This window comes from Paenibacillus paludis, from assembly GCF_042610515.1.
Classification (GTDB): domain Bacteria; phylum Bacillota; class Bacilli; order Paenibacillales; family Paenibacillaceae; genus Paenibacillus_AQ.
Genome location: NZ_JBGJZP010000004.1, coordinates 427,506 through 448,184, shown reverse-complemented (window position 1 = coordinate 448,184; position 20,679 = coordinate 427,506). Strand labels below are relative to the sequence as shown.

Sequence of the window (20,679 nt, the reverse complement as noted above, 5' to 3'; positions counted from 1 at the left end):
CATACTCACTCGTTGTTCAGTTTTCAAAGATCAAGCTCGTTGTCAGTGTCGATTATCTCGTCACCAGCAACTCTTATAATATATCACATCCAACCGATCAATGCAAGCTCTTTTTTTCAACTTCTTTTTCGAGCCCGGCGTTGATGTTTCGCGGCCAGAAATAGAATATATCATGTATGGTTCTACATTGCAAGCATTATTTATAAAATTCTTTCTAGAGTAAACAGCTTGTACCGCCCCCTACTGCAAAAGCACCAGCATAAAGGGCGATAACAAAGCTTTCATTGGACTCATCCCTTGGGTTAGGCAATGATCTCCTGAATGTATAGCTCACGTTCCATCATCAGGTTGACGATTTTTCCCTCCACCTGCACCATAGGGCGGGTAGGATTGCTGCGGTCTGTAAAGATAATCTCTCCATGACGCCCGTCGCTTAATCGTATTCTTGTGCCATTATAGAGATCTGTTGTTTTCTGAATAAAGGTTTGAACGATAACCGGATCCAGCTTACCGAAGCTTTCGGTCTGTAGCTGCTCCAATACCAGATAAGGCGACTGAGCCTTTCTGTAAGCCTTCTCCAGGGTCATGGCGTGAAAGATATCAGCCACAGCAACGATCTTGGCGTAGACATGAATCTGGCTGCCCTCCAGATGGAGCGGATAACCAGTACCGTCTATTTTTTCGTGATGCTGAAGTGCCGCAAGTCTAACCCCTTCGTTAATAGCTGTAACATTTCTCAGCAGCTGGTATCCATAAGTGGTATGTCTGCGAACTTCTTCTAATTCCGCTCCATTCAGCGGGGTCGGCTTGTGCAGCAGTGCCCCATCTACTTTAACGTTACCGATATCATGCAGCAAACCGGCAAATGCAGCCTGCATCCAATCTTTCTGCGGATATCCGCACCACTGGGCGATTTTATAACAGGTTAATGCCGACAGCACTGCATTGTGATAGTTATAATCTTCATCATGCAGAATCCGTGGAGCAAACTTCAAGACATGATAATCTTTTAAATTGCCGATCAATGCTTCCAACTGACTGCGTAATTCAAAAATGGGTATCGAGGCAGCAGCAACAGAACGGTAGCTCTGCTTAATCAAAATCAGCATCTTCTCATATTCATCATGTAAAGAGGAATTGCTTTTGGCCAGCACTGACTCATTAATGAGTGTTCCTGCCTTGACTGGCAACGTCTTCGCGGCTGCTTTAACATTTTCAGCAGGTACGGCCTCTCCCTGGTTGCCTTCAATCTCCACCTGTTGAATTAAAAAAGCCTGCAGAATCTCAACGTCGCGTGGCAGTATTATTTTTCCCTTGGGAAATAATACTCCTCCTAAAGGGGTAACTACATCTTTAATAACTTTTGAACCTGGTTTAACTTCTGCTACGGATATATTTGGCATCCACTCAGCCCCTCTACTTCATGACACTTGCGCTCAGGAATGCTGCTCTATATAGAGACTGAACATTACCGGCTAACTGGTGTGCCGCCAGGCAGCACCGGAGTATTTGATTCTCTAATTATAGTATGGATAGTTGCAAGCGGCTAGATAGTGTATCGGCAATCCATAAAAATTATATTAGAAAGCAAAAAAAAGAGCACGGGCTTCTTATAAGAAACCTGTGCTCTCTTTATAGGGTGCTATTCGAGAATATCCTCGTCATTGCCAGCGTCCATTTCAGGCTCAGCGGCTTCAGTAGTTTCAGCAGTTTCATCTATTGCTGTAACCTGGCCCTCTTCGCCGTCCTCGAGCTCGGACAATTCGTCTTCCTCATTCTTATCGGCTCTGCAAAGGGTAGCTACTGCATCATCCTCACGGATATTAATCAGCTTAACGCCCTGCGCATAACGGCCCATGGTAGAAATCCCATCCATACTCGTACGAATCAGGGTCCCGCTCGTTGTAATGATCATCAGGTCTTCGTCTTTCTTAACAACCTTCAAGCCAACAACCGGTCCATTCTTATCCGTAAGATTAATGGTCTTGATCCCCTTACCGCCACGGGTTTGTGAACGATAGTCGCTGGCAGGTGTACGCTTGCCGTAACCCTTAGTCGTTACGATCAACACCTCAAGCTCCTTGTCCACGCAGTCCATTCCGATCACATGGTCATTGTCGTCCAAGTTAATCCCTTTGACCCCTGTTGCACTGCGGCCCATAGAACGTACATCGTTCTCGGAGAAGGTAATCGACATGCCGCGGGCAGTACCGATAATCAGATTCTGCTCTCCGTCTGTCAGCTTAACTTCGATCAAGGAGTCTTCCTCACGAAGATTAATGGCAATCAATCCGCCTTTGCGGATGTTGTTATAATCTTCAAGCGGCGTTTTCTTCACGATCCCTTCGCGGGTAGCAAAGAACAGGTATTTGTCGCTATCCGCTTCCTCTACCTGGATAACTGCACTGATCTTCTCACCCTGTTCAATTTGAATCAGGTTGATAATCGGCGTCCCCCGTGCAGTACGTCCGAGCTCAGGAATCTCATACGCCTTGATCCGGTAAACTTTGCCCTTATCGGTAAAGAACATGAGGTAATTATGGGAATTACTCACGAAGAGATGCTCCACGAAATCCTCATCCTTGGTATCCATCCCGATCACACCGCGGCCTCCACGCTTCTGGCTGCGATACGTGCTCACCGGCAGACGTTTGATATAACCGGTATGCGTAATCGTAATGACAACCTCTTCACGCGGGATCAGATCCTCGTCAAGAATGCTTTCTTCTCCGACTGTGATTTCAGTGCGGCGGTCATCCGAAAATTTATCACGGATTTCCTGAAGCTCGTTGCTGATGATATCCAGCACGAGATGCTCATTGGCCAGAATTTCCTTATACTCGGCAATCTTGACTAGCAATTCATTATACTCGTTCTCAATTTTTTCCCGTTCCAATCCGGTCAGGCGCTGCATCCGCATATCGAGAATTGCTTGAGCCTGCTCAATACTGAGGCTGAATGTTTCCATCAAGCCTTCACGGGCGATATCCGTCGTACGAGAAGCCCTGATCAGCGCAATAACCTCATCCAGATGATCCAGTGCAACACGCAGACCTTCCAGAATATGCGCCCGTGCCTCAGCCTTCTTCAGATCAAAGATCGTCCGCCGGCGGATAACTTCGATTTGATGCTGTAAGTAGTGATACAGCACGTCGCGAAGATTCAGGATCTTCGGCTCGTTGCCTACAATAGCCAGCATATTGATACCGAATGTAGATTGCATGGCAGTATGTTTGTACAAGTTATTGAGTACGACACTTGGATTGACATCACGCCGCATCTCAATTACAACGCGCATACCGTTACGGTCGGACTCATCACGAAGATCGGTTATTCCCTCGATCCGTTTCTCACGTACCAATTCTGCAATCTTTTCAACCAATCTCGCTTTGTTGACCTGATAAGGCAGTTCATGCACAATGATCCGCGCTTTACCATTGTTCTCCTCAATGGTTGCTTTAGCACGCATCGTAACCGATCCGCGTCCTGTGCGGTAAGCTTGGCGAATACCTTCACGGCCCAAAATATAGCCCGCTGTAGGGAAATCCGGCCCTTGAATATATTCCATAAGCTCCATAGGTGTGATCTCTGGATTCTTGATCATCGCCTGTACGCCATCAATGACTTCACCCAGATTATGCGGAGGAATGTTGGTAGCCATCCCTACAGCGATCCCGGATACCCCGTTAACGAGCAGGTTAGGATAACGCGCAGGCAAAACTACAGGTTCATTCTCTTCACCATCATAGTTAGGTGCGAAATCAACTGTTTCCTTGTTGAGATCGCGAAGCATCTCTCCGGCGATTTTGGACAGGCGTGCCTCGGTATACCGCATTGCTGCCGCCATATCTCCGTCAATGGAACCGAAGTTCCCATGACCGTCTACGAGCATGTAGCGCATGGAGAAATCCTGCGCCATCCGTACCATCGTCTCATAAACAGCGGAGTCCCCGTGAGGATGATACTTACCGATAACCTCACCGACGATTCTCGCTGACTTCTTGTGAGGTTTATCCGGAGACATTCCAAGTTCCGACATCGCAAACAAAATGCGTCGGTGAACAGGCTTGAGTCCGTCCCGCACATCTGGCAAAGCCCGGCTTACAATGATGCTCATTGCGTAATCCATAAAGGATTCGCGCATTTCCTCACCAATGTCCCGATCTTTGATTTGCGGGTTATTTTGTTCAGCCATGAGTTGCTGGACCTCCTTCAGTTAAAAACCGCTACCCTTTATTATATTACTTTCACAAAAGCAGCACAATTAAACACTATAGATTTATATCTTCTATATTCATTTCTTTTGGCACAGTCAGGGGTAAATGCCCTTTCCGCCAATGTCTTCGTTACATAGACTGTAAAGACAAGAAGATTGGTTATATGGCCCTGGTTTTGTCCAAAATGACATAACCCCATATCCTTATATTATAACATTGTTTAGTTAGCTTGTCCTAAAATTTCAGCTTTCCAGATTCATCATTCAGATCAACCCACAAAACTTTAAGTTTATGCTTTCGAAGCAAGTTTTGTACGAGGAGAATTCAATGCTGTTACGCTCACAAAACTTTTAAGGAGGAAGATAATGAGGATTCAACGGGTCTCCAGCAAATGGGCAAAAACTAAAGTTATCCTGCAAAACCGCCTACTGGCAATCTTCATCCCGGAAACACGAAAGTACAGTTTGGCCGCTCTTAACGAATTGCTCGGAACCTACGGGACGGTATATATAAAACCTGACCGCGGGACTTATGGGAATGGTGTGATGCGAGCCGAGCAGCGTACGGTGAATTTAAGTCCCAGCGGACAGCAGCCGGTCAACAGAGATTACGGTACTGGAAGCAGTGAAGCCGCGGTTGAACAAAAAATAATGTATATCTTGCGCCATGGTTTGGAGGCAGAAGCATTCTCCACAACGGAGGAGCTGCATAATGCTTTGAAGCCGAAGATTAAAGGACGCTCCTACTTAATCCAACAGGGAATTGATTTGCTCCGGCATGCTGACCGCCCGTTTGATTTGCGGGTACTGACGCAAAAAAGACCGGATGGAGGGTGGGAAACAACCGGAATGCTGGGCAGAGTGGCCGCTCCGCAAAAGATTGTGACCAATTATCATAACGGGGGAAGTGTCTTTACCGTCAATGCGTTGTTTAAAGAACATATGGGTCCGGCAGAGATGGCATCCACGCTTCAGTCGTTAAAATCCCTGGGTGTAAAAATCGCCATGCAGCTTGAAACAGCCTACCCTGGTCTTAAAGAGATCGGGCTTGATATTGCCCTGGATCAGCATCATGATGTATGGCTGCTTGAAGTGAACACCCTTCCCTCCATTATTGCCTTTAAATTAATTCACGACAAATCTATTTATCGCAAAATTCATCGTTATGCTGTGGCGTATGGACGGTTAAAGAGAAGAAAAACAGCAGTCTCCCGCCGGTAACCCCTCTCCTGAGCAAAAGACTACCCTAACCGAAAGAACCTCCGGCTTCTATTCGCCAAGGAATAGGAAACTGGAGGTTCTTTGCTAGGAACATATGCTAGGTCTGTATGAGGACCGGTGTGCGCATATGATTAAATATCAAGGTTCCGAACCGATTTTGCATGCTCTTGAATGAATTCATATCTTGGCTGCACATTATCTCCCATAAGTGTATCAAAGATACTGTCAGCTAATATTGCATCATCAATCGTTACCTGCAGCATCATGCGACTCTCAGGATCCATGGTGGTATCCCAAAGCTGGGTGGCGTTCATTTCTCCCAGACCTTTGTAGCGCTGAACATTTACCTTAACATTCTCACCAAAGGTAGCAATGATCTCATCGCGTTCTCTCTCACTTTGAGCATAACGGATGACTTTGTTGCGCTCAATTTTGAACAGCGGCGGCTGGGCGATATAAATATAGCCAGCTTCGATAATCTTCCGCATGTAGCGGTAGAAGAAGGTCAACAGCAGAGTCCGGATATGGGCTCCGTCGACGTCCGCATCAGTCATAATAACAACCTTGTGATAACGCGCCTTGGACAGATCAAAGTCCTCGCTGATCCCGGTTCCCAGAGCAGTAATAATCGCCCGGATTTCGGCATTGGATAGGATACGGTCAAGCCGTGCTTTCTCTACGTTCAGGATTTTACCGCGCAGCGGCAGAATCGCCTGGAAGTGACGGTCCCGGCCCTGCTTGGCTGATCCACCGGCAGAGTCACCTTCGACGATATACAGCTCACTGATCGAAGCATCCTTGGATGAGCAGTCTGCCAGCTTACCCGGCAAGGCACTGACTTCAAGAGCGCTCTTGCGGCGGGTCAGTTCACGGGCTTTGCGGGCAGCCTCACGGGCACGTGAAGCCTGCAGTGACTTCTCCAGCACCCGCCGGGAAACCGCAGGGTTCTCTTCCAGGAATTCCTGCAGCTTCTCACCGAACAAGGATTCTACAATCCCGCGGACTTCACTGTTGCCGAGCTTGGTCTTCGTTTGCCCTTCGAATTGCGGCTCAGGAATTTTCACGGAAATAATCGCCGTCAATCCTTCACGAACGTCATCTCCGGTCAGGTTGTTGCTGCTGTCCTTGATCACGCCGGTTTTGCGGGCATAATCATTGATGATCCGTGTCAATGCACTCTTAAAGCCGGATTCATGCGTTCCGCCTTCATGCGTATTGATATTGTTGGCAAAAGAGTAAATGTTCTCTGTGTACGAATCGTTATATTGCAGAGCTACTTCAACCGCAATCATATCCCGTGAGCCTTCCACGTAGATCGGATCCTCATGAAGCGCCTCTTTTTTCTCGTTCAAATATTTCACATATTCTACGATACCGCCATCGTATTTGAAGGTATTGGAAACCCCAGTCCGCTCATCCAGCAGTGAAAGCTCGATTCCCTTGTTAAGAAACGCCAGCTCGCGGATACGGGTAAGGAGCGTGTTGTATTCGAAGACTGTCGTTTCGGTAAAAATCTCCGAATCCGGATGAAAGGTTGTAGTGGTACCCGTCTCGTCGGAATCTCCGATAATCTTGATATCATATTGGGGTGCACCGCGTCTGTATTCCTGCTGGTAGACGTGGCCGTCACGTTTGACGGTTACAACTACCTTCTCGGATAATGCGTTCACAACCGATATCCCTACACCGTGAAGACCGCCCGAAACCTTATATCCGCCACCGCCGAATTTACCACCTGCATGCAGGACAGTCATTACAACCTCAAGCGTCGATTTCTTCAGCTTCACGTTCTCACCGACAGGGATACCCCGTCCGTTATCAATAACGGTCACACTGTTATCCTCATGAATAATCACTTGAATCCGGTCGCAAAAACCTGCCAGCGCCTCATCGATACTATTATCGACGACCTCCCAAACCAAATGATGCAGACCTTTAGCGCTAGTGGAACCAATGTACATGCCGGGACGTTTCCGAACAGCTTCCAGCCCTTCCAGTACCTGAATCTGACTCTCATCATATGTCGGTTGATTCATTGACATGCCTTCACCTACTTCTTTCTGATTATCTCTTGTAACCTGAAAAGCTTATATTTCCAACAAGATTTTGGCTCTTTTTTTGAGAGTGGAGGAGGAAATAGGGGAGTAGTACACAGTATTTTTGGTCACGACAATGGACTTCGCTTCCTCTTCACCGATTCGTTCCAGTTTTTTATCCTGCTGGGAATGAACAATGAACTGCTTCGACACCTTCGAGGACCTCTCAATCGATATATCAAATATAGCAATCAGCTCTGAGGATCGAATAATCTTTTCTCCGCCCAAATGAATATACATTCTCTTCCTCCGCTCTTTATAACTCCACTTTTCCATCATGAACATGGTATAGGCTTGCGCCTTTTAATTTATCGGCACTTAAACTTTCCACACCGGTGGCAGTGATGAAGGTTTGTACCTTGCTTTGAAAGGTTTCTATAAGCTGAGTCTGGCGGTAAGGATCAAGCTCGGACAAAACATCATCAAGAAGCAGCACAGGGTACTCCCCGATTTCTTCATGGATCAGCTCGATTTCCGCCAGCTTGAGCGACAAAGCTGCCGTGCGCTGCTGCCCCTGAGAACCGTAGACCTGAGCTTCTCTTCCGTTGATAAAAAAGGACAGGTCATCCCGATGGGGACCCGTCAGCGTCATGCCGCGCCTAATTTCCTGATCTCTTGTTTGTGATAACTTTAACATAAATTTGTCTAATAAGACAGCTTCATCTTCCTCGTCCCGCTCGCCGAAAGAGGGGACGTACAGCAATTTCAGCTCTTCCCCGCCGTTCGTAATGCCCCGGTGAATGCTTTCTGCCCAGATTTGCAGCTTCTTTATGAATTGTTTCCTTTTTTTGACGATTTTAACACCATGCTCTATAAGTTGGGCATCCCATATTTCCAACAGCTCCTTGCCTGCTGCTTCCTTGCCCCATAGCTGCTTCAGCAGATTGCCTCTTTGCAGAAGCACCTTCTGGTATTGCTGCAGATGGAAAAGATAACTTGGCTGCACCTGGCCAATCTCCATATCAAGAAACCGGCGCCGTATTCCAGGTGTCCCTTTGACGATCTCCAGATCTTCCGGAGCGAACATCACCACGTTGAGCGAGCCGACGAATTCACTGAGCCTGCGCTGTTCCAGCCCGTTGATTCTGGCTTTTTTGCCTTGGGCGGACAAGGTCAGCTCCAGCTTCAAATCGCCATATTTACGTTCCACCTCGGCAACAATTTGCGCGGATCCTCCGGGAGCATCGAAAGAAATGAGTTCCCGGTCCTTCGAGGTACGGTGGCTCTTGGTCATCGCCAGGACGAACAGAGCCTCCATGAGGTTTGTTTTGCCCTGGGCATTCTGACCGAGAATCAGGTTCACATCGCCCAGGCTCTCCAGACGCAGCAGCCCGTAGTTACGGTAATGCTGCAGACCGATATTTTTAACAAACACGAACCTCTGCCTCCTTGGGTGAACTACTCTTTTATTCCGCCGCCTTCAATCTCGAATGCGCCGTTGTCCTGAACCTCTATTGTATCACCCGGATAAAGCTTTCTGCCACGTCGTTCTTCTTTTTCCCCGTTAACCTTCACGTAGCCTTCCTGCAGCAGCGCCTTCGCCATGCCGCCTGTGGATACGCAATCTGAAAGCTTCAAGAACTGGTCCAGCTTAATATATCCACTGTGGATAAGTATTTTTTTCATGTTTTTTATCCTTTCCACCACTTATCCACAGGTTCGTGAACAGCGGCGTTTAATTTGTTGTGCGGTACGGCAGAATGACATACAGACTGCGGCTGTCATCCAGCGGTCTAAGAATAATCGGACTCATCATACCGGTGAAGGCGATGACGAGCTGCTCGCTTTCGACAACTTTCAGGACATCGAGCATATATTTGGAGTTGAAGGAGATTTTGAGCGGCTCGCCTTTGAAATCAAGCACTTCCAGTTCTTCACGGACCTTCCCCAGCTCTGACGAGCTGGAAGAGATCTCAACATCGCCGTTCTCCAGTGTCTGCATACGTACAATGTTTGTTTTTTCTTCACGGGACAGCAAATAAGCGCGGTCAATCGATTCGCTGAGTTTTTTTGTATCCAAAGTTAGTTCTGTTTTGTAGTTGGTCGGAATAATTCTAGAAGTATCCGGATAAATTCCATCCAGAATCCGCGAATAGAACAGCACTTTGTCGATTTTGAAGAGCACCTGATTATCGGCCACGACAATATCCACCAGCATATTCTGGTCCGGTATGATTTTGCTTAGCTCATTCAGCGTTTTGCCGGCAATGACGATGTTGGCGAATTGGACATTCTCGGTCCCTTCCAGATGCGCAGCTCTTGTGGCCAGACGGTGGCGATCGGTAGCTGTAAATTTAAATTCATTCTCACTCAGATTCCACAGAATCCCTGTCAGAATGGGTGTTGTCTCTTGGGTGGAGATGGAGAAGGCGGTTTGTTTAATCATATTTTTCAGCAAATCACCTGGAATTGAGATCGTTTCGTTCTCCTCGATGCTCGGCAGTACTGGGAATTCCTCGGGGTCAAGACCGACGATCTGAATTTCCGTGGAGCCGGAAGAGATATAGGTTTGAAAGCCCTCTTTGACTTCCATGTGAATTTCTTTGGAGGGAAGCTTCTTGATGATCTCGACGAAAAACTTGGCTGGAAGCACAACGCTGCCTGGCTGTTCCACTTTCACGATGGTATGGCTATCGTTCTCTGCAGGTATGAAGGACTGGATGGAAATGTCCGTATCACTTGCAGTCAGGGTAACGCCTTGATGGCTTACCTCCAGCTTAATGCCGGTCAGAATGGGAATTGTAGTTCTGCTGGAGATTGCCTTGGATACGTGCCCGATTGATTCGTTGAGTTCATTTTTAAGAATGCTGATTTTCATGATTTCACTCCTAGCTGAAAAATTGGGAAATAGGTGTACGTAATTCCTCTTCGAAACCTGCTCTTAGAAGATGAATTATTATAGTTATTTAATAGTATTAGTAGTAGGGGCGCCGTTTATGTGGATAACCCCCGAAACAGCATAAAATTAAGCCTACCCACATGTGTATAGATTGTGCATAGGCTCTTTGTTCCTCTTAGGAAGGATTTTTAATTTTCTCCGCAAGATTATTTACCACTTTGTACAACTCCTGGTCTACCTTTAATTGCTGCGTAATCTTCTCATGGGCATGTATAACTGTCGTATGGTCACGTCCCCCGAAAGCTTCTCCGATTTTGGGAAGCGAATAATCCGTTAATTCACGGGAGAGATACATAGCGATTTGACGTGGAAAAGCTACGGCTTTGGTGCGTTTGCGCGCCTTGAAATCTTCCATGCGCAAATTGTAATATTCGCCGACCTTTTGCTGAATATCGTTCATGGTGATCATCTTCGGCCGGCTGGAAGGAATGATATCCTTCAGTGCTTCGGCTGCCAGATGAGTGGTTACGTCCTGGTTGGTAAGCGATGAATAGGCAACAACACGGATCAATGCGCCCTCAAGCTCGCGAATGTTCGTATCGATCTGGTTGGCGATGTACATCATGGCCTCATTGGGGATATCCAGGTTCTCCGCCTTGGCTTTCTTGCGCAAAATGGCAATCCGCGTCTCCAGATCAGGCGGTTGAATATCGGTAATGAGTCCCCATTCAAAACGGGAACGAAGCCGTTCTTCCAGAGTGGGAATTTCCTTTGGGGGACGGTCGCTGGAGATAATAATTTGCTTGCGTTCTTCATGAAGAGCGTTAAACGTATGGAAAAATTCCTCCTGCGTTGACTCTTTGCCGGCCAGGAATTGAATATCGTCAATCAGCAGAATGTCAACGTTGCGGTATTTGTTACGGAAGCTTTCACCGCGGTTGTCACGGATGGAGTTGATGAATTCATTCGTGAATTTCTCGGACGAGATGTAGATAACCTTATTGTTAGGGTTATGTTCCAGGACGTAGTGCCCGATGGCATGCATTAGATGAGTCTTCCCAAGACCCACCCCGCCGTACAAAAACAAGGGATTATACGCTTTGGCAGGCGCTTCCGCTACAGCCAGAGAGGCTGCATGCGCAAACCGGTTGCCGGAGCCGATAACGAACGTATCGAAAGTGTACTTGGGATTAAGCAAATGAGTCTGCGCTTCTTCACGCGATACTGCGGGAGAAGGCGTCATCTGCTGGATTACAGGCTCTACGGGCTTGTTCTCCTCAATCACAAATTTGACGTCAACCTGTTGTCCGGTAACTTCATAAACCGTAGCTCCTACCAATTTGGTGTAACGACTTTCCAGCCATTCTACGGCAAATGTTGTAGGTGCCGAGATGATAATGGCGTGCTGGCTAAGAGTTAATGCCTTCGTCGCCTTAAACCATGTATCGAAGCTCGGTTTGCTTAATTTGGTTTGAATAATCGATAATATTTGCTGCCATAATTCGGAAGTATGGCTGTCCACAGACTGTCACTCCTTTAAATCTTCCAAATGTGGCATCAGCCATGAAGTGGAAATGTCGAAGAAAATGGGTTAGTGCTGAATCTTATCCCCAATATGCAATATCAAGAGACAAAAAAATATGGATAAATTTGAATTGTTCACAACTTTATCCACAGCTTGTTGATAATATATAGAACAAACAAATCTATTCACATTCAAAAGTAATACCATCATAGCAAATGCCCCCTTATTTTTCAATGAGCGACGCCATTTTATCCACAAATTCAAGCACTTGTGTATAATTTTTAAGAACAACACTACATATTGTTGATAATTTGTTTACCGTTCGACAGTTTCCGTCATGACTTCGATTTTTTTATACACAGGTTGTGCGCATGTGTGATTAGTCGACTTCATTTTTTGCGCACAGGTGGATAACTGTAAAACGCTGTGGATTAAATTTTTGGATCGGTGGATTGTGGATAAGCGGATTTAAATGAGGGGGAGTAAGGTTGGAGAGACAAGGTTGACTTTTTCGCACATTATGTGTTTAAATATATAAAGGTGTTTTCTGTGAGGATATGTCTTCAAATTATAATGACAATACTTGTAGATACTGTCCCTACTCAAAAGAGCGGCTTAGTCCGTTTCTGCTAATATGACAGTAATTAAGTTCCTGTAAGGGAGGTGCAATACATGAGACCGACGTTCAAACCGAATGTGAGCAAACGCAAGAAGGTGCATGGTTTCCGCAAAAGAATGAGCACGAAAAACGGCCGCAAAGTGCTGGCAGCCCGCCGCTTGAAAGGCAGAAAAGTTTTGAGTGCGTAAGTTAGGCCACTTAAGGACCACTGCGGTGGTCCTTTTTTAAATATAAGGGGGCTGGACAGGTGGATCATCTGATTCGCTTCCTTATATAGCCTGAGAAACGGATATCGCCCTTTATAATGGAGGAGGTTCCGTTTTTCACGAGTGCATGAATATTTGTTAAGCTCTGCAGAGGATGTTGGCTATACTTTGCGGGGCTTTTTAATGTATGCGGATGTAAATGAAGGAATAAGCCATATGTCCGGACTTAACCGTTTATGGCGGCAGCCGGATGACTATACTAATTAGAAGAAAAATTCCGGAGCTCATCGTGTCCGGTCTTTGAATAGGAGATTCCCGTGCACAAAAGATTACGATTACGAAACCGTGCCGACTTCAGTCGCGTATATCGCCATGGGAAGTCATTTGCGAATCATCAATTTGTAGTGTATTGGTTCAGCAGAAAAGAGGTGGAGCGGTTCCGGTTGGGTGTGTCGGTTAGCAAAAAGGTCGGAAACGCCGTCGTCCGTAACCGGATGAGACGACTGGTGAAGGAAATTATCCGCCATCATGAACCGGAAATTGCCGGCGGGCTGGACATGGTCTTCATCGTTCGTAAAGGAGCACTTTCCATGGATTACGCCGAGCTGGAGAAAAGTGCGCTTCATGTGCTGCGCAAAGCCAAGCTGCTCAAGGCTTCACGCAAGTAAGGGGCTTGTTTATTTGTATTCATAATTATGGTATGATTTACGGTGCAATGGAATGTTTATGAGAGGGGTTTTGAAGTGTCTCTATTGAAGACTAGACGAGGAAAACAATTTCTTCTCCTCGGCCTAATGGTACTGATGATTGCTGTTCTGTCAGGGTGCGCTCCATCATCAGCGGTTACGCACACTACGGAGGATTTGAAGAACGGAAGCTTTTGGCAAAGTAATGTCGTTTATTATTTCGCCATAGCGCTCGATACTTTCGCAAAATGGTTTGATGGACAGTATGGACTAGCCGTACTTGTAATGGTTTTGATCGTCCGCACGTTAATTTTGCCGCTTACCATGAAGCAGGTAAGGAGCTCGCGTGCGATGCAGGCCATTCAACCGGAACTCCAAAAGATCCAGAAAAAATATAAAGATCAGCCTGAAAAAGTACAGCAAGAAACGATGCGCCTGTTCCAGGAGAATAAGGTGAATCCGATTTCCGGCTGTCTGCCGCTGATTGTGCAAATGCCGATTTTTATCGCTCTTTACAACTCGATCTATTACAACCCTGCTCTGCGGGAGCATTCGTTCTTGTGGCTCCAGCTCGGAAAACCCGATCATCTGTTCATCCTGCCGTTGCTGGCTGCAGCTACTACATTCCTGCAGACCAGAATGATGACCAAGATGAATCCGGTTCAACAGCAGGGCCCTATGCAGTTCATGATGATGGTATATCCGGTTCTGATTTTCATCATGTCCTACAATTTCCCTTCAGCACTTCCACTGTACTGGTTCTACAGTAACCTTTACACCATTATTCAGAACTACTTCTTATACCGCAACAACGATAAGACCAAATTGGCTGTTGCAGGTGCCGGCAGCAGCAGTGAAGTTAACCTTGTGAAGAGCAAGAATCCTGCTTCCGCTACGAAAAGCAATGGAAGCAAAGGATCGAAGGGGGCCAAAAAGTCAAAATGAGCAAAATCGTCGCAACAGGGAAAACCATTGAAGAAGCTGTAGAACGGGGACTTAACCAGCTTGGAGTTCAAAAGGACCGGGTCACGGTCAACGTACTTGAACAGCCGTCAAGAGGATTCCTTGGATTGATCGGTGCGAAGGATGCCAAGGTTGAATTAACCTTAATTGCCGAGGCCGCACCGGCATCAGCGGCGAGTGCTCCGTCAATGCCTCAGCAGTCATCTAGAGAGAGCAAACAGGAGGCTGTCGGCGGCGTGCCGCGCCAAGATTCCGGACAACCGGTGGAGGAAGCATACCAAGAAGCCGTTCATTTCATCGTGGATGTCGCCAAGAGTATGGGGCTTGAGGTAGAAGTGGAAATCGTTCATACAAAGGAATCGACCATTCTGCAAATTTCCGGTCCGGATCTGGGGCTGCTGATCGGCAGAAGAGGACAAACTCTCGATGCTTTGCAGTATTTGGCTAATATTGTGGCCAACCGTTATTCTGACAGTTTCATCCGGCTGGTGCTGGATGCGGAGAATTTCCGCGAACGCCGCAAAAAGACATTGGAAGAGCTGGCTGACCGGCTTGCGGGACGGGTAGTTCGAACCCGTAAAGAGGTCGTTCTGGAGCCGATGTCACCGCAGGAACGGAAGATTATACATGCCAGACTGCAGGATCACCGGCAGGTTAACACCCTTAGTAAGGGTGAAGAACCGAATCGCCGTGTCGTTATAACATTGAAGTAGAGACTAATATTGCCGCAATGACTCCTTGACCAATGTAAGGGGTCATTGCTTTTTTTAAAATAGAAGAAAGTATAGATTATATCGAGGTGAATAACAGCATGCTTAGTGACACCATCGCTGCCGTATCGACGGCATTAGGCGAAGGGGGAATTGCGATCATCCGGGTGAGCGGCCCACAGGCCATCTCCCAGGTCGCACCCTTATTCCGCAGCCGGGTCCCGCTGACCGAAGCGGAATCGCATACCGTTCATTACGGTCATATTATAAGTCCGGCTGACGGTGAACGAATGGAAGAAGTACTGGTAACCGTGATGAAGGGGCCTCGTTCTTTTACAACAGAGGATGTAGTGGAGATCAGTGCCCATGGCGGGGTGATTTCGGTTAGAAGAGTGATGGATCTGCTGTTACAGCAGGATATCCGATTAGCTGAGCCGGGTGAATTCACCAAGCGTGCTTTTTTGGGCGGACGAATTGACCTTTCCCAGGCAGAAGCGGTAATTGATTTGATCCGTTCCAAGTCGGACCGTGCTTTTTCCGTTGCGCTGAAGCAGGTTAGCGGTTCTTTGTCCCAGCGTATCCACTCCCTGCGCCATACCCTTATCGAGACGCTGGCGCATATTGAAGTGAATATTGATTATCCCGAACATGATGTGGAATCCTTAACCGCCGAGTTTATTAAAGACAAGAGCAGTGAAGTAATGGACGGCATTAATAAGCTGCTCAAGACTGCTAATGAAGGTAAAATTTTGCGCGAAGGCATTACGACAGCTATTGTGGGCCGTCCCAATGTCGGTAAATCATCCCTGCTGAACGCACTGGCTCGCGATAACAAAGCGATTGTAACGGATATTCCAGGAACAACGCGTGATGTCATAGAGGAATTTGTAACGATTAATAATATACCGTTGAAGCTGCTGGATACAGCAGGTATTCGTGAAACCATGGATGTGGTGGAAAAAATCGGGGTAGAGCGTTCCAAAGCAGCTTTTAGTGATGCTGACCTGATTCTGCTGGTGCTGAATGCAAATGAAGAGCTTCATGAAGATGAGCTGGAACTTATGGAACAAATCCACGGTAGACAAGCGTTAGTCATCATGAATAAAATGGACTTACCGGCACGCCTGGATAAAGCCAAGCTGCACGAATATTTTAGCGAGGCCAGCATTGTCCCGATGTCGGTACTGGAAGAGGAAGGTCTGGATAAACTGGAAGAAGCTATTTCGGAGCTCTTTTTTGGCGGCAAGCTGGAATCGGGCGATTTGACCTATGTAAGTAATGTACGCCATATCGCTCTGCTCAAAAAAGCGCATAGGTCGCTTCAGGATGCGTACGAGGCTGCGGAGATGCATATTCCAATTGATATGATCCAGATCGATGTAAGGTTGGCTTGGGAGCAGCTTGGAGAAATTATCGGGGATACTGCTGCCGATTCTCTGCTGGATCAAATTTTCTCGCAATTCTGTTTAGGCAAATAGCATGCTTCTTGCGAATGATTCATTAATGAGTTATTGCAGATCATGTTCATCATATTACTGCGATTGAAACGCAGCCTTTGGGGAGGAACAAGACATGAGTTATGAAGGAGGCAGCTATGACGTTGTTGTCATAGGCGCCGGACATGCCGGTTGCGAGGCTGCTCTGGCGGCTGCACGCATGGGCTGCAATACGTTGATGATTACGATAAACCTGGATATGGTGGCGTTTATGCCCTGCAATCCGTCCATTGGCGGCCCAGCCAAGGGCCATGTAGTGCGCGAAATTGATGCACTCGGCGGTGAAATGGGCCGCAACATTGATAAGACATACATTCAATTGCGTATGCTTAATACAGGTAAAGGACCCGCAGTCCACGCCTTGCGCGCGCAAGCGGATAAATTCCTGTATCAGCATGCGATGAAAGAAACGATGGAGAAAACCCCTAACCTATCGCTGCGCCAGGGCATGGTGGAGGAGCTTATCGTTGAAGACGGCCGCTGTGTGGGTGTAATTACGAAGACAGGTACGGTGTACCGCAGCAAGACGGTTATTCTGACGACTGGAACTTATTTGCGGGGCAAAGTGATTATGGGTGAGCTGACATATGAGAGCGGGCCGAATAATCAGCAGCCTTCAGTACGGTTGTCCGAAAATTTGCGTGAGCTTGGTTTTGATCTGGTGCGCTTTAAGACGGGGACACCCCCACGTGTGCATAAGGATACGATTGATTTTTCCAAAACAGAAATTCAGCCGGGCGATGACAAACCTAAGTTCTTCTCATTTGAAACGAAGTCGTCGCAGAATGAGCAGCTTCCTTGCTGGCTCACCTATACCTCTGAAGTGACTCATCAGATCATTAATGACAATCTTCACCGGGCGCCGATGTTTACTGGAATAATTGAAGGAACAGGACCCCGTTATTGCCCTTCTATAGAAGATAAAGTTGTCCGTTTCAGCGATAAATCCAAACACCAGATATTCCTTGAACCGGAAGGAAAAAACACATCGGAATACTATGTACAAGGACTTTCGACCAGTCTTCCTGAAGATGTTCAGCTGGCGGTTCTCCGTTCGATTCCAGGGATGGAAAAGGTCGAAATGATGCGTAATGGTTATGCGATTGAATATGATGCCATGGTTCCTACACAGTTATGGCCTTCACTGGAAACCAAACGTTTGCCTGGGCTGTTCACTGCCGGTCAAATCAATGGAACCTCCGGCTATGAAGAGGCAGCAGGGCAGGGGGTTATGGCAGGTATTAATGCAGCGCGGAAAGTTCAGGATAAAGAACCGGTAGTACTTGATCGGTCACAAGGTTATATTGGCGTACTGATTGATGATCTGGTGACCAAAGGAACTAATGAACCATATCGTCTGCTTACCTCGCGTGCGGAATACCGTCTGCTGCTTCGCCATGATAATGCTGACCTGCGTCTGACGCCTATCGGACATGATATTGGTCTGATCCCAGAGCAGCGGTATGCGGCTTTCCTGGATAAAAAAGAGCGTGTTGAACGTGAAATCGTCCGGCTCCAGGAAACTAAGGTGAAACCAGTGGAGGTCAATGATGCGCTTGCGGGTTATGAGTCTGCCCCAATCGTAGATGGAAGCAACATGCTTACCCTGATGCGCCGCCCTGAGCTTACGTATAGTTTCGTGGACCAGGTTTCTCCTTCTCCTGAAGCACTGGACGAAGAGATGAAGGAGCAGGTTGAAATTCAGATTAAATATGCCGGATATATTGAAAAACAGCTGCAGCATGTGGAAAAACTGCAAAAGATGGAGAAGAAGAAGATTCCTGAGAGTATCAACTATAACGAAATTCATGGATTGGCAATGGAAGCGCGGCAGAAGCTGACTAAGATTGCTCCAATCTCAATCGGGCAGGCTTCGCGGATAGCTGGGGTAACACCAGCAGATATTTCGATTCTCCTTGTACATTTGGAGCATTTCAATCGTGTGACGGCAGCGAAAGGATAATCTATGGATAATACTGTAGCACAGTTTACGGCTCTACTTCAGGAACAGGGAATCAAGCTGAACCCGGAGCAGCTTAAGCAATTTGAGCTTTATTATCAGGAACTGGTTTCCTGGAATGAAAAAATGAATCTCACCGGAATTACCGAACGGGATCAGGTATATACCAAACACTTTTATGATTCCCTTTCACTTGCTTTCTATTTAAAGATGGATGATGCGAAAAGCTTGGCTGATATCGGATCAGGAGCCGGCTTCCCAGGGATTCCGCTTAAGATTTGTTTCCCGCATTTGAAGCTGACAATTGTTGATTCACTAAGCAAACGAATTTCCTTTCTCCAGCATGTATGCGATACACTGGGATTAGAAAATGTTCAATTGATTCATGGCCGGGCAGAGGATGTATCCCGACAATTTGTTCATCGTGATGCCTATGATATAGTTACGGCCCGGGCGGTTGCCCGTTTATCCCTGTTGAATGAATTCTGTCTTCCTTTTACGAAAAAAGAGGGTGTGTTTGCAGCAATGAAGGGTAGTGATCCTGCTGAGGAACTAAAGGAGGCGAAGTTTAGTTTCAAGGAGCTTCGCGCTGAACTGCAAAAGGTTGAATCCTTCAGTTTACCCGTAGAGGAATCTGCCAGACATATCGTTATTATTCGCAAGACAGGAGCCACACCAGCAAAATATCCGCGTAAAGCGGGAATTCCGGCCAAATCTCCTTTGATCTGATTGTTTCACGTGAAACATCGTTTAAGAGAATAAATGTTGTAAAGATCAAGTCCTTATACCTTAGGGCTTGATCTTTTTTTAAAATATAAGAATTTATATGTTTCACACGATAACTTATCCTTCTATTTCTCGCTGAAACGGTACCGTCCTTAAAAAGGACGGCAAAGCCGTTTCCACTTGTGTTTCTCCATAGCTTTATTCGTGGCATACATTGCAGGAAAAATAGGTCCATATGGAGAATAGGATTATGAGCGAAAAAGTGATAGAATAATATAGTAAGACTTTTAGGAAGGGTTGCACTCCCGATTTTGCAGATTTTTCATCTGGAAAGAGATTTTTGCGCCGGGAACCGCCACCGAAAGAACTGCAATATCTTTTGGAATGAAATCAATAGAAGCTTTCTTTTTGCTGTACGATACGATAAGCTTTTCGCTAGACAGGGTCAAGGCGATCGTACTATAACGAAATTAGGTGGTAATGAACGGAATGAAAGAACAATTCACCAAGCTTTTTGGATTTACCGAGCGGAGCAGCGGAGAAGAGATCAAACAAATCCCGGTTCATGAGGTCATCAGCAGTCCTTATCAGCCACGGACTATTTTTGATGACGATAAGATAGACGAGCTCTGTCAGACTATCAAAACTCACGGTGTGATCCAGCCTATTGTCGTGCGGATGCGCGATTCCCAGTATGAGATTATCGCGGGTGAACGGCGCTGGCGGGCTGTGAAGAAGCTTGGTCTGGAGACAATTCCGGCTATTGTTCGTGAGTTCAATGATTCACAGGCTGCATCTATTGCCTTAATCGAGAATTTGCAGCGTGAAGGTTTAACCTCAATTGAAGAAGCTATCGCTTATCAGAAATTGATTGATCTTCACCAATTGACTCAAGAAAGCTTGGCACAGCGTCTCGGTAAAAGCCAGTCAACAATCGCGAATAAAATTCGCTTGCTGCAATTACCTGAACAGGTTAAAACTTCACTTATGGAGCGCCAAATTACAGAACGGCATGCCCGTTCCTTATTATCTCTAGACAGTGTGGAAATGCAGTTGAAGGTGCTTGCGGAGATTATTTCTAAAGGCTTAAATGTTAAGCAGACAGAGGCAAGGATCGCATTTTATAAAGCTGTGAATCAAACCAAAAAATCCAAACGGGTTTCCTATACAAAGGATGTCCGGCTCGCTCTAAATACAATTCGTCAATCCATAGATATGGTATCGGGTTCTGGAATGGAGATTAAAACCTCGGAAAATGACCGCGGTGACCATTACGAGATCGTGATCCAAATCCCAAAAAGATAATTCGTTTTAAAAGCTGAAGGCGGCCCTGAGGTGATTGGCCGCCTTTTCTGTGACTTGAACCGGAGTATATCACATAAGACAGAAATGAAATGATACTTGTATATTTGTCTA

Annotated in this window: 17 protein-coding genes; 9 read left to right on the top strand and 8 right to left on the bottom strand. The window is 46.6% G+C overall.

The features are described from left to right. Nucleotides 1-302: 302 nt before the first annotated feature. Both ACAN56_RS10815 and gyrA read right to left on the bottom strand, forming a co-directional pair. A complete protein-coding gene (locus ACAN56_RS10815) occupies nucleotides 303-1,403 on the bottom strand; it encodes an HD-GYP domain-containing protein (protein WP_038584306.1) in 1,101 nt (366 codons plus the stop codon). 239 nt (nucleotides 1,404-1,642) lie between these two features. Next, nucleotides 1,643-4,195 (bottom strand): DNA gyrase subunit A, encoded by a 2,553-nt coding sequence (gene gyrA / locus ACAN56_RS10810; protein WP_038584303.1) that lies wholly within the window; start codon nucleotides 4,193-4,195, stop codon nucleotides 1,643-1,645. 387 nt (nucleotides 4,196-4,582) lie between these two features. Here gyrA and ACAN56_RS10805 point away from each other — a divergent pair, with 387 nt between their 5' ends. After that, a complete protein-coding gene (locus ACAN56_RS10805) occupies nucleotides 4,583-5,437 on the top strand; it encodes a YheC/YheD family protein (RefSeq protein WP_038584301.1) in 855 nt (284 codons plus the stop codon). 131 nt (nucleotides 5,438-5,568) lie between these two features. Here ACAN56_RS10805 and gyrB read toward each other — a convergent pair whose 3' ends face one another. The 6 genes from gyrB to dnaA all read right to left on the bottom strand — a co-directional run bounded on the left by gyrB (nucleotide 5,569) and on the right by dnaA (nucleotide 11,894). After that, the gene (gyrB, locus tag ACAN56_RS10800) at nucleotides 5,569-7,479 is read right to left on the bottom strand and encodes a DNA topoisomerase (ATP-hydrolyzing) subunit B (RefSeq protein WP_038584297.1); all 1,911 of its coding nucleotides are present in this window, start codon (nucleotides 7,477-7,479) and stop codon (nucleotides 5,569-5,571) included. Nucleotides 7,480-7,524: 45 nt separating this feature from the next. Beyond that, entirely contained in the window at nucleotides 7,525-7,773 is a 249-nt protein-coding gene (gene remB, locus ACAN56_RS10795) for an extracellular matrix regulator RemB (RefSeq protein WP_038584295.1), read from the bottom strand. A gap of 16 nt (nucleotides 7,774-7,789) precedes the next feature. Then, complete coding sequence (gene recF, locus ACAN56_RS10790) at nucleotides 7,790-8,908, bottom strand: DNA replication/repair protein RecF (RefSeq protein WP_038584292.1); 1,119 nt, start codon at nucleotides 8,906-8,908, stop codon at nucleotides 7,790-7,792. A 23-nt stretch (nucleotides 8,909-8,931) separates the two neighbouring features. Then, a complete protein-coding gene (yaaA, locus tag ACAN56_RS10785; protein ID WP_038584289.1) occupies nucleotides 8,932-9,159 on the bottom strand; it encodes a S4 domain-containing protein YaaA in 228 nt (75 codons plus the stop codon). A gap of 49 nt (nucleotides 9,160-9,208) precedes the next feature. Beyond that, nucleotides 9,209-10,351 (bottom strand): DNA polymerase III subunit beta, encoded by a 1,143-nt coding sequence (gene dnaN / locus ACAN56_RS10780; RefSeq protein WP_038584286.1) that lies wholly within the window; start codon nucleotides 10,349-10,351, stop codon nucleotides 9,209-9,211. A gap of 196 nt (nucleotides 10,352-10,547) precedes the next feature. Then, nucleotides 10,548-11,894, bottom strand: coding sequence for a chromosomal replication initiator protein DnaA (dnaA, locus tag ACAN56_RS10775; RefSeq protein ID WP_038584283.1), 1,347 nt, complete (start codon nucleotides 11,892-11,894; stop codon nucleotides 10,548-10,550). A 675-nt stretch (nucleotides 11,895-12,569) separates the two neighbouring features. Between dnaA and rpmH the strand changes: the two genes are divergently transcribed. The 8 genes from rpmH (at nucleotide 12,570) to noc (ending at nucleotide 20,568) form a co-directional block, all read left to right on the top strand. Then, the gene (rpmH, locus tag ACAN56_RS10770; RefSeq protein WP_019914530.1) at nucleotides 12,570-12,704 is read left to right on the top strand and encodes a 50S ribosomal protein L34; all 135 of its coding nucleotides are present in this window, start codon (nucleotides 12,570-12,572) and stop codon (nucleotides 12,702-12,704) included. Between the two features lie 335 nt (nucleotides 12,705-13,039). Further along, complete coding sequence (gene rnpA, locus ACAN56_RS10765; protein ID WP_038598273.1) at nucleotides 13,040-13,390, top strand: ribonuclease P protein component; 351 nt, start codon at nucleotides 13,040-13,042, stop codon at nucleotides 13,388-13,390. A gap of 75 nt (nucleotides 13,391-13,465) precedes the next feature. Continuing rightward, the gene (locus ACAN56_RS10760; RefSeq protein WP_340895743.1) at nucleotides 13,466-14,353 is read left to right on the top strand and encodes a YidC/Oxa1 family membrane protein insertase; all 888 of its coding nucleotides are present in this window, start codon (nucleotides 13,466-13,468) and stop codon (nucleotides 14,351-14,353) included. Continuing rightward, entirely contained in the window at nucleotides 14,350-15,084 is a 735-nt protein-coding gene (gene jag, locus ACAN56_RS10755; RefSeq protein WP_038598268.1) for an RNA-binding cell elongation regulator Jag/EloR, read from the top strand. The genes ACAN56_RS10760 and jag overlap by 4 nt, the downstream gene beginning before the upstream one ends. Before the next feature lie 98 nt (nucleotides 15,085-15,182). Next, the gene (mnmE, locus tag ACAN56_RS10750) at nucleotides 15,183-16,559 is read left to right on the top strand and encodes a tRNA uridine-5-carboxymethylaminomethyl(34) synthesis GTPase MnmE (RefSeq protein WP_076114396.1); all 1,377 of its coding nucleotides are present in this window, start codon (nucleotides 15,183-15,185) and stop codon (nucleotides 16,557-16,559) included. A gap of 94 nt (nucleotides 16,560-16,653) precedes the next feature. After that, nucleotides 16,654-18,540, top strand: coding sequence for a tRNA uridine-5-carboxymethylaminomethyl(34) synthesis enzyme MnmG (gene mnmG / locus ACAN56_RS10745; RefSeq protein ID WP_038598265.1), 1,887 nt, complete (start codon nucleotides 16,654-16,656; stop codon nucleotides 18,538-18,540). 3 nt (nucleotides 18,541-18,543) lie between these two features. Beyond that, a complete protein-coding gene (gene rsmG, locus ACAN56_RS10740; protein ID WP_038598264.1) occupies nucleotides 18,544-19,266 on the top strand; it encodes a 16S rRNA (guanine(527)-N(7))-methyltransferase RsmG in 723 nt (240 codons plus the stop codon). A gap of 486 nt (nucleotides 19,267-19,752) precedes the next feature. Then, on the top strand, nucleotides 19,753-20,568 hold the full coding sequence (noc, locus tag ACAN56_RS10735; protein ID WP_038598262.1) for a nucleoid occlusion protein: 816 nt from the start codon (nucleotides 19,753-19,755) through the stop codon (nucleotides 20,566-20,568). Nucleotides 20,569-20,679: the final 111 nt, after the last annotated feature.

What these genes read in the sequence shown, in the direction of transcription:
- ACAN56_RS10815 (WP_038584306.1), bottom strand. Translation starts at nt 1,403, where the DNA reads ATGCCAAATATATCCGTAGCAGAAGTTAAACCAGGTTCAAAAGTTATT.
- gyrA (WP_038584303.1), bottom strand. Translation starts at nt 4,195, where the DNA reads ATGGCTGAACAAAATAACCCGCAAATCAAAGATCGGGACATTGGTGAG.
- ACAN56_RS10805 (WP_038584301.1), top strand. Translation starts at nt 4,583, where the DNA reads ATGAGGATTCAACGGGTCTCCAGCAAATGGGCAAAAACTAAAGTTATC.
- gyrB (WP_038584297.1), bottom strand. Translation starts at nt 7,479, where the DNA reads ATGTCAATGAATCAACCGACATATGATGAGAGTCAGATTCAGGTACTG.
- remB (WP_038584295.1), bottom strand. Translation starts at nt 7,773, where the DNA reads ATGTATATTCATTTGGGCGGAGAAAAGATTATTCGATCCTCAGAGCTG.
- yaaA (WP_038584289.1), bottom strand. Translation starts at nt 9,159, where the DNA reads ATGAAAAAAATACTTATCCACAGTGGATATATTAAGCTGGACCAGTTC.
- dnaN (WP_038584286.1), bottom strand. Translation starts at nt 10,351, where the DNA reads ATGAAAATCAGCATTCTTAAAAATGAACTCAACGAATCAATCGGGCAC.
- rpmH (WP_019914530.1), top strand. Translation starts at nt 12,570, where the DNA reads ATGAGACCGACGTTCAAACCGAATGTGAGCAAACGCAAGAAGGTGCAT.
- jag (WP_038598268.1), top strand. Translation starts at nt 14,350, where the DNA reads ATGAGCAAAATCGTCGCAACAGGGAAAACCATTGAAGAAGCTGTAGAA.
- mnmE (WP_076114396.1), top strand. Translation starts at nt 15,183, where the DNA reads ATGCTTAGTGACACCATCGCTGCCGTATCGACGGCATTAGGCGAAGGG.
- mnmG (WP_038598265.1), top strand. Translation starts at nt 16,654, where the DNA reads ATGAGTTATGAAGGAGGCAGCTATGACGTTGTTGTCATAGGCGCCGGA.
- rsmG (WP_038598264.1), top strand. Translation starts at nt 18,544, where the DNA reads ATGGATAATACTGTAGCACAGTTTACGGCTCTACTTCAGGAACAGGGA.
- noc (WP_038598262.1), top strand. Translation starts at nt 19,753, where the DNA reads ATGAAAGAACAATTCACCAAGCTTTTTGGATTTACCGAGCGGAGCAGC.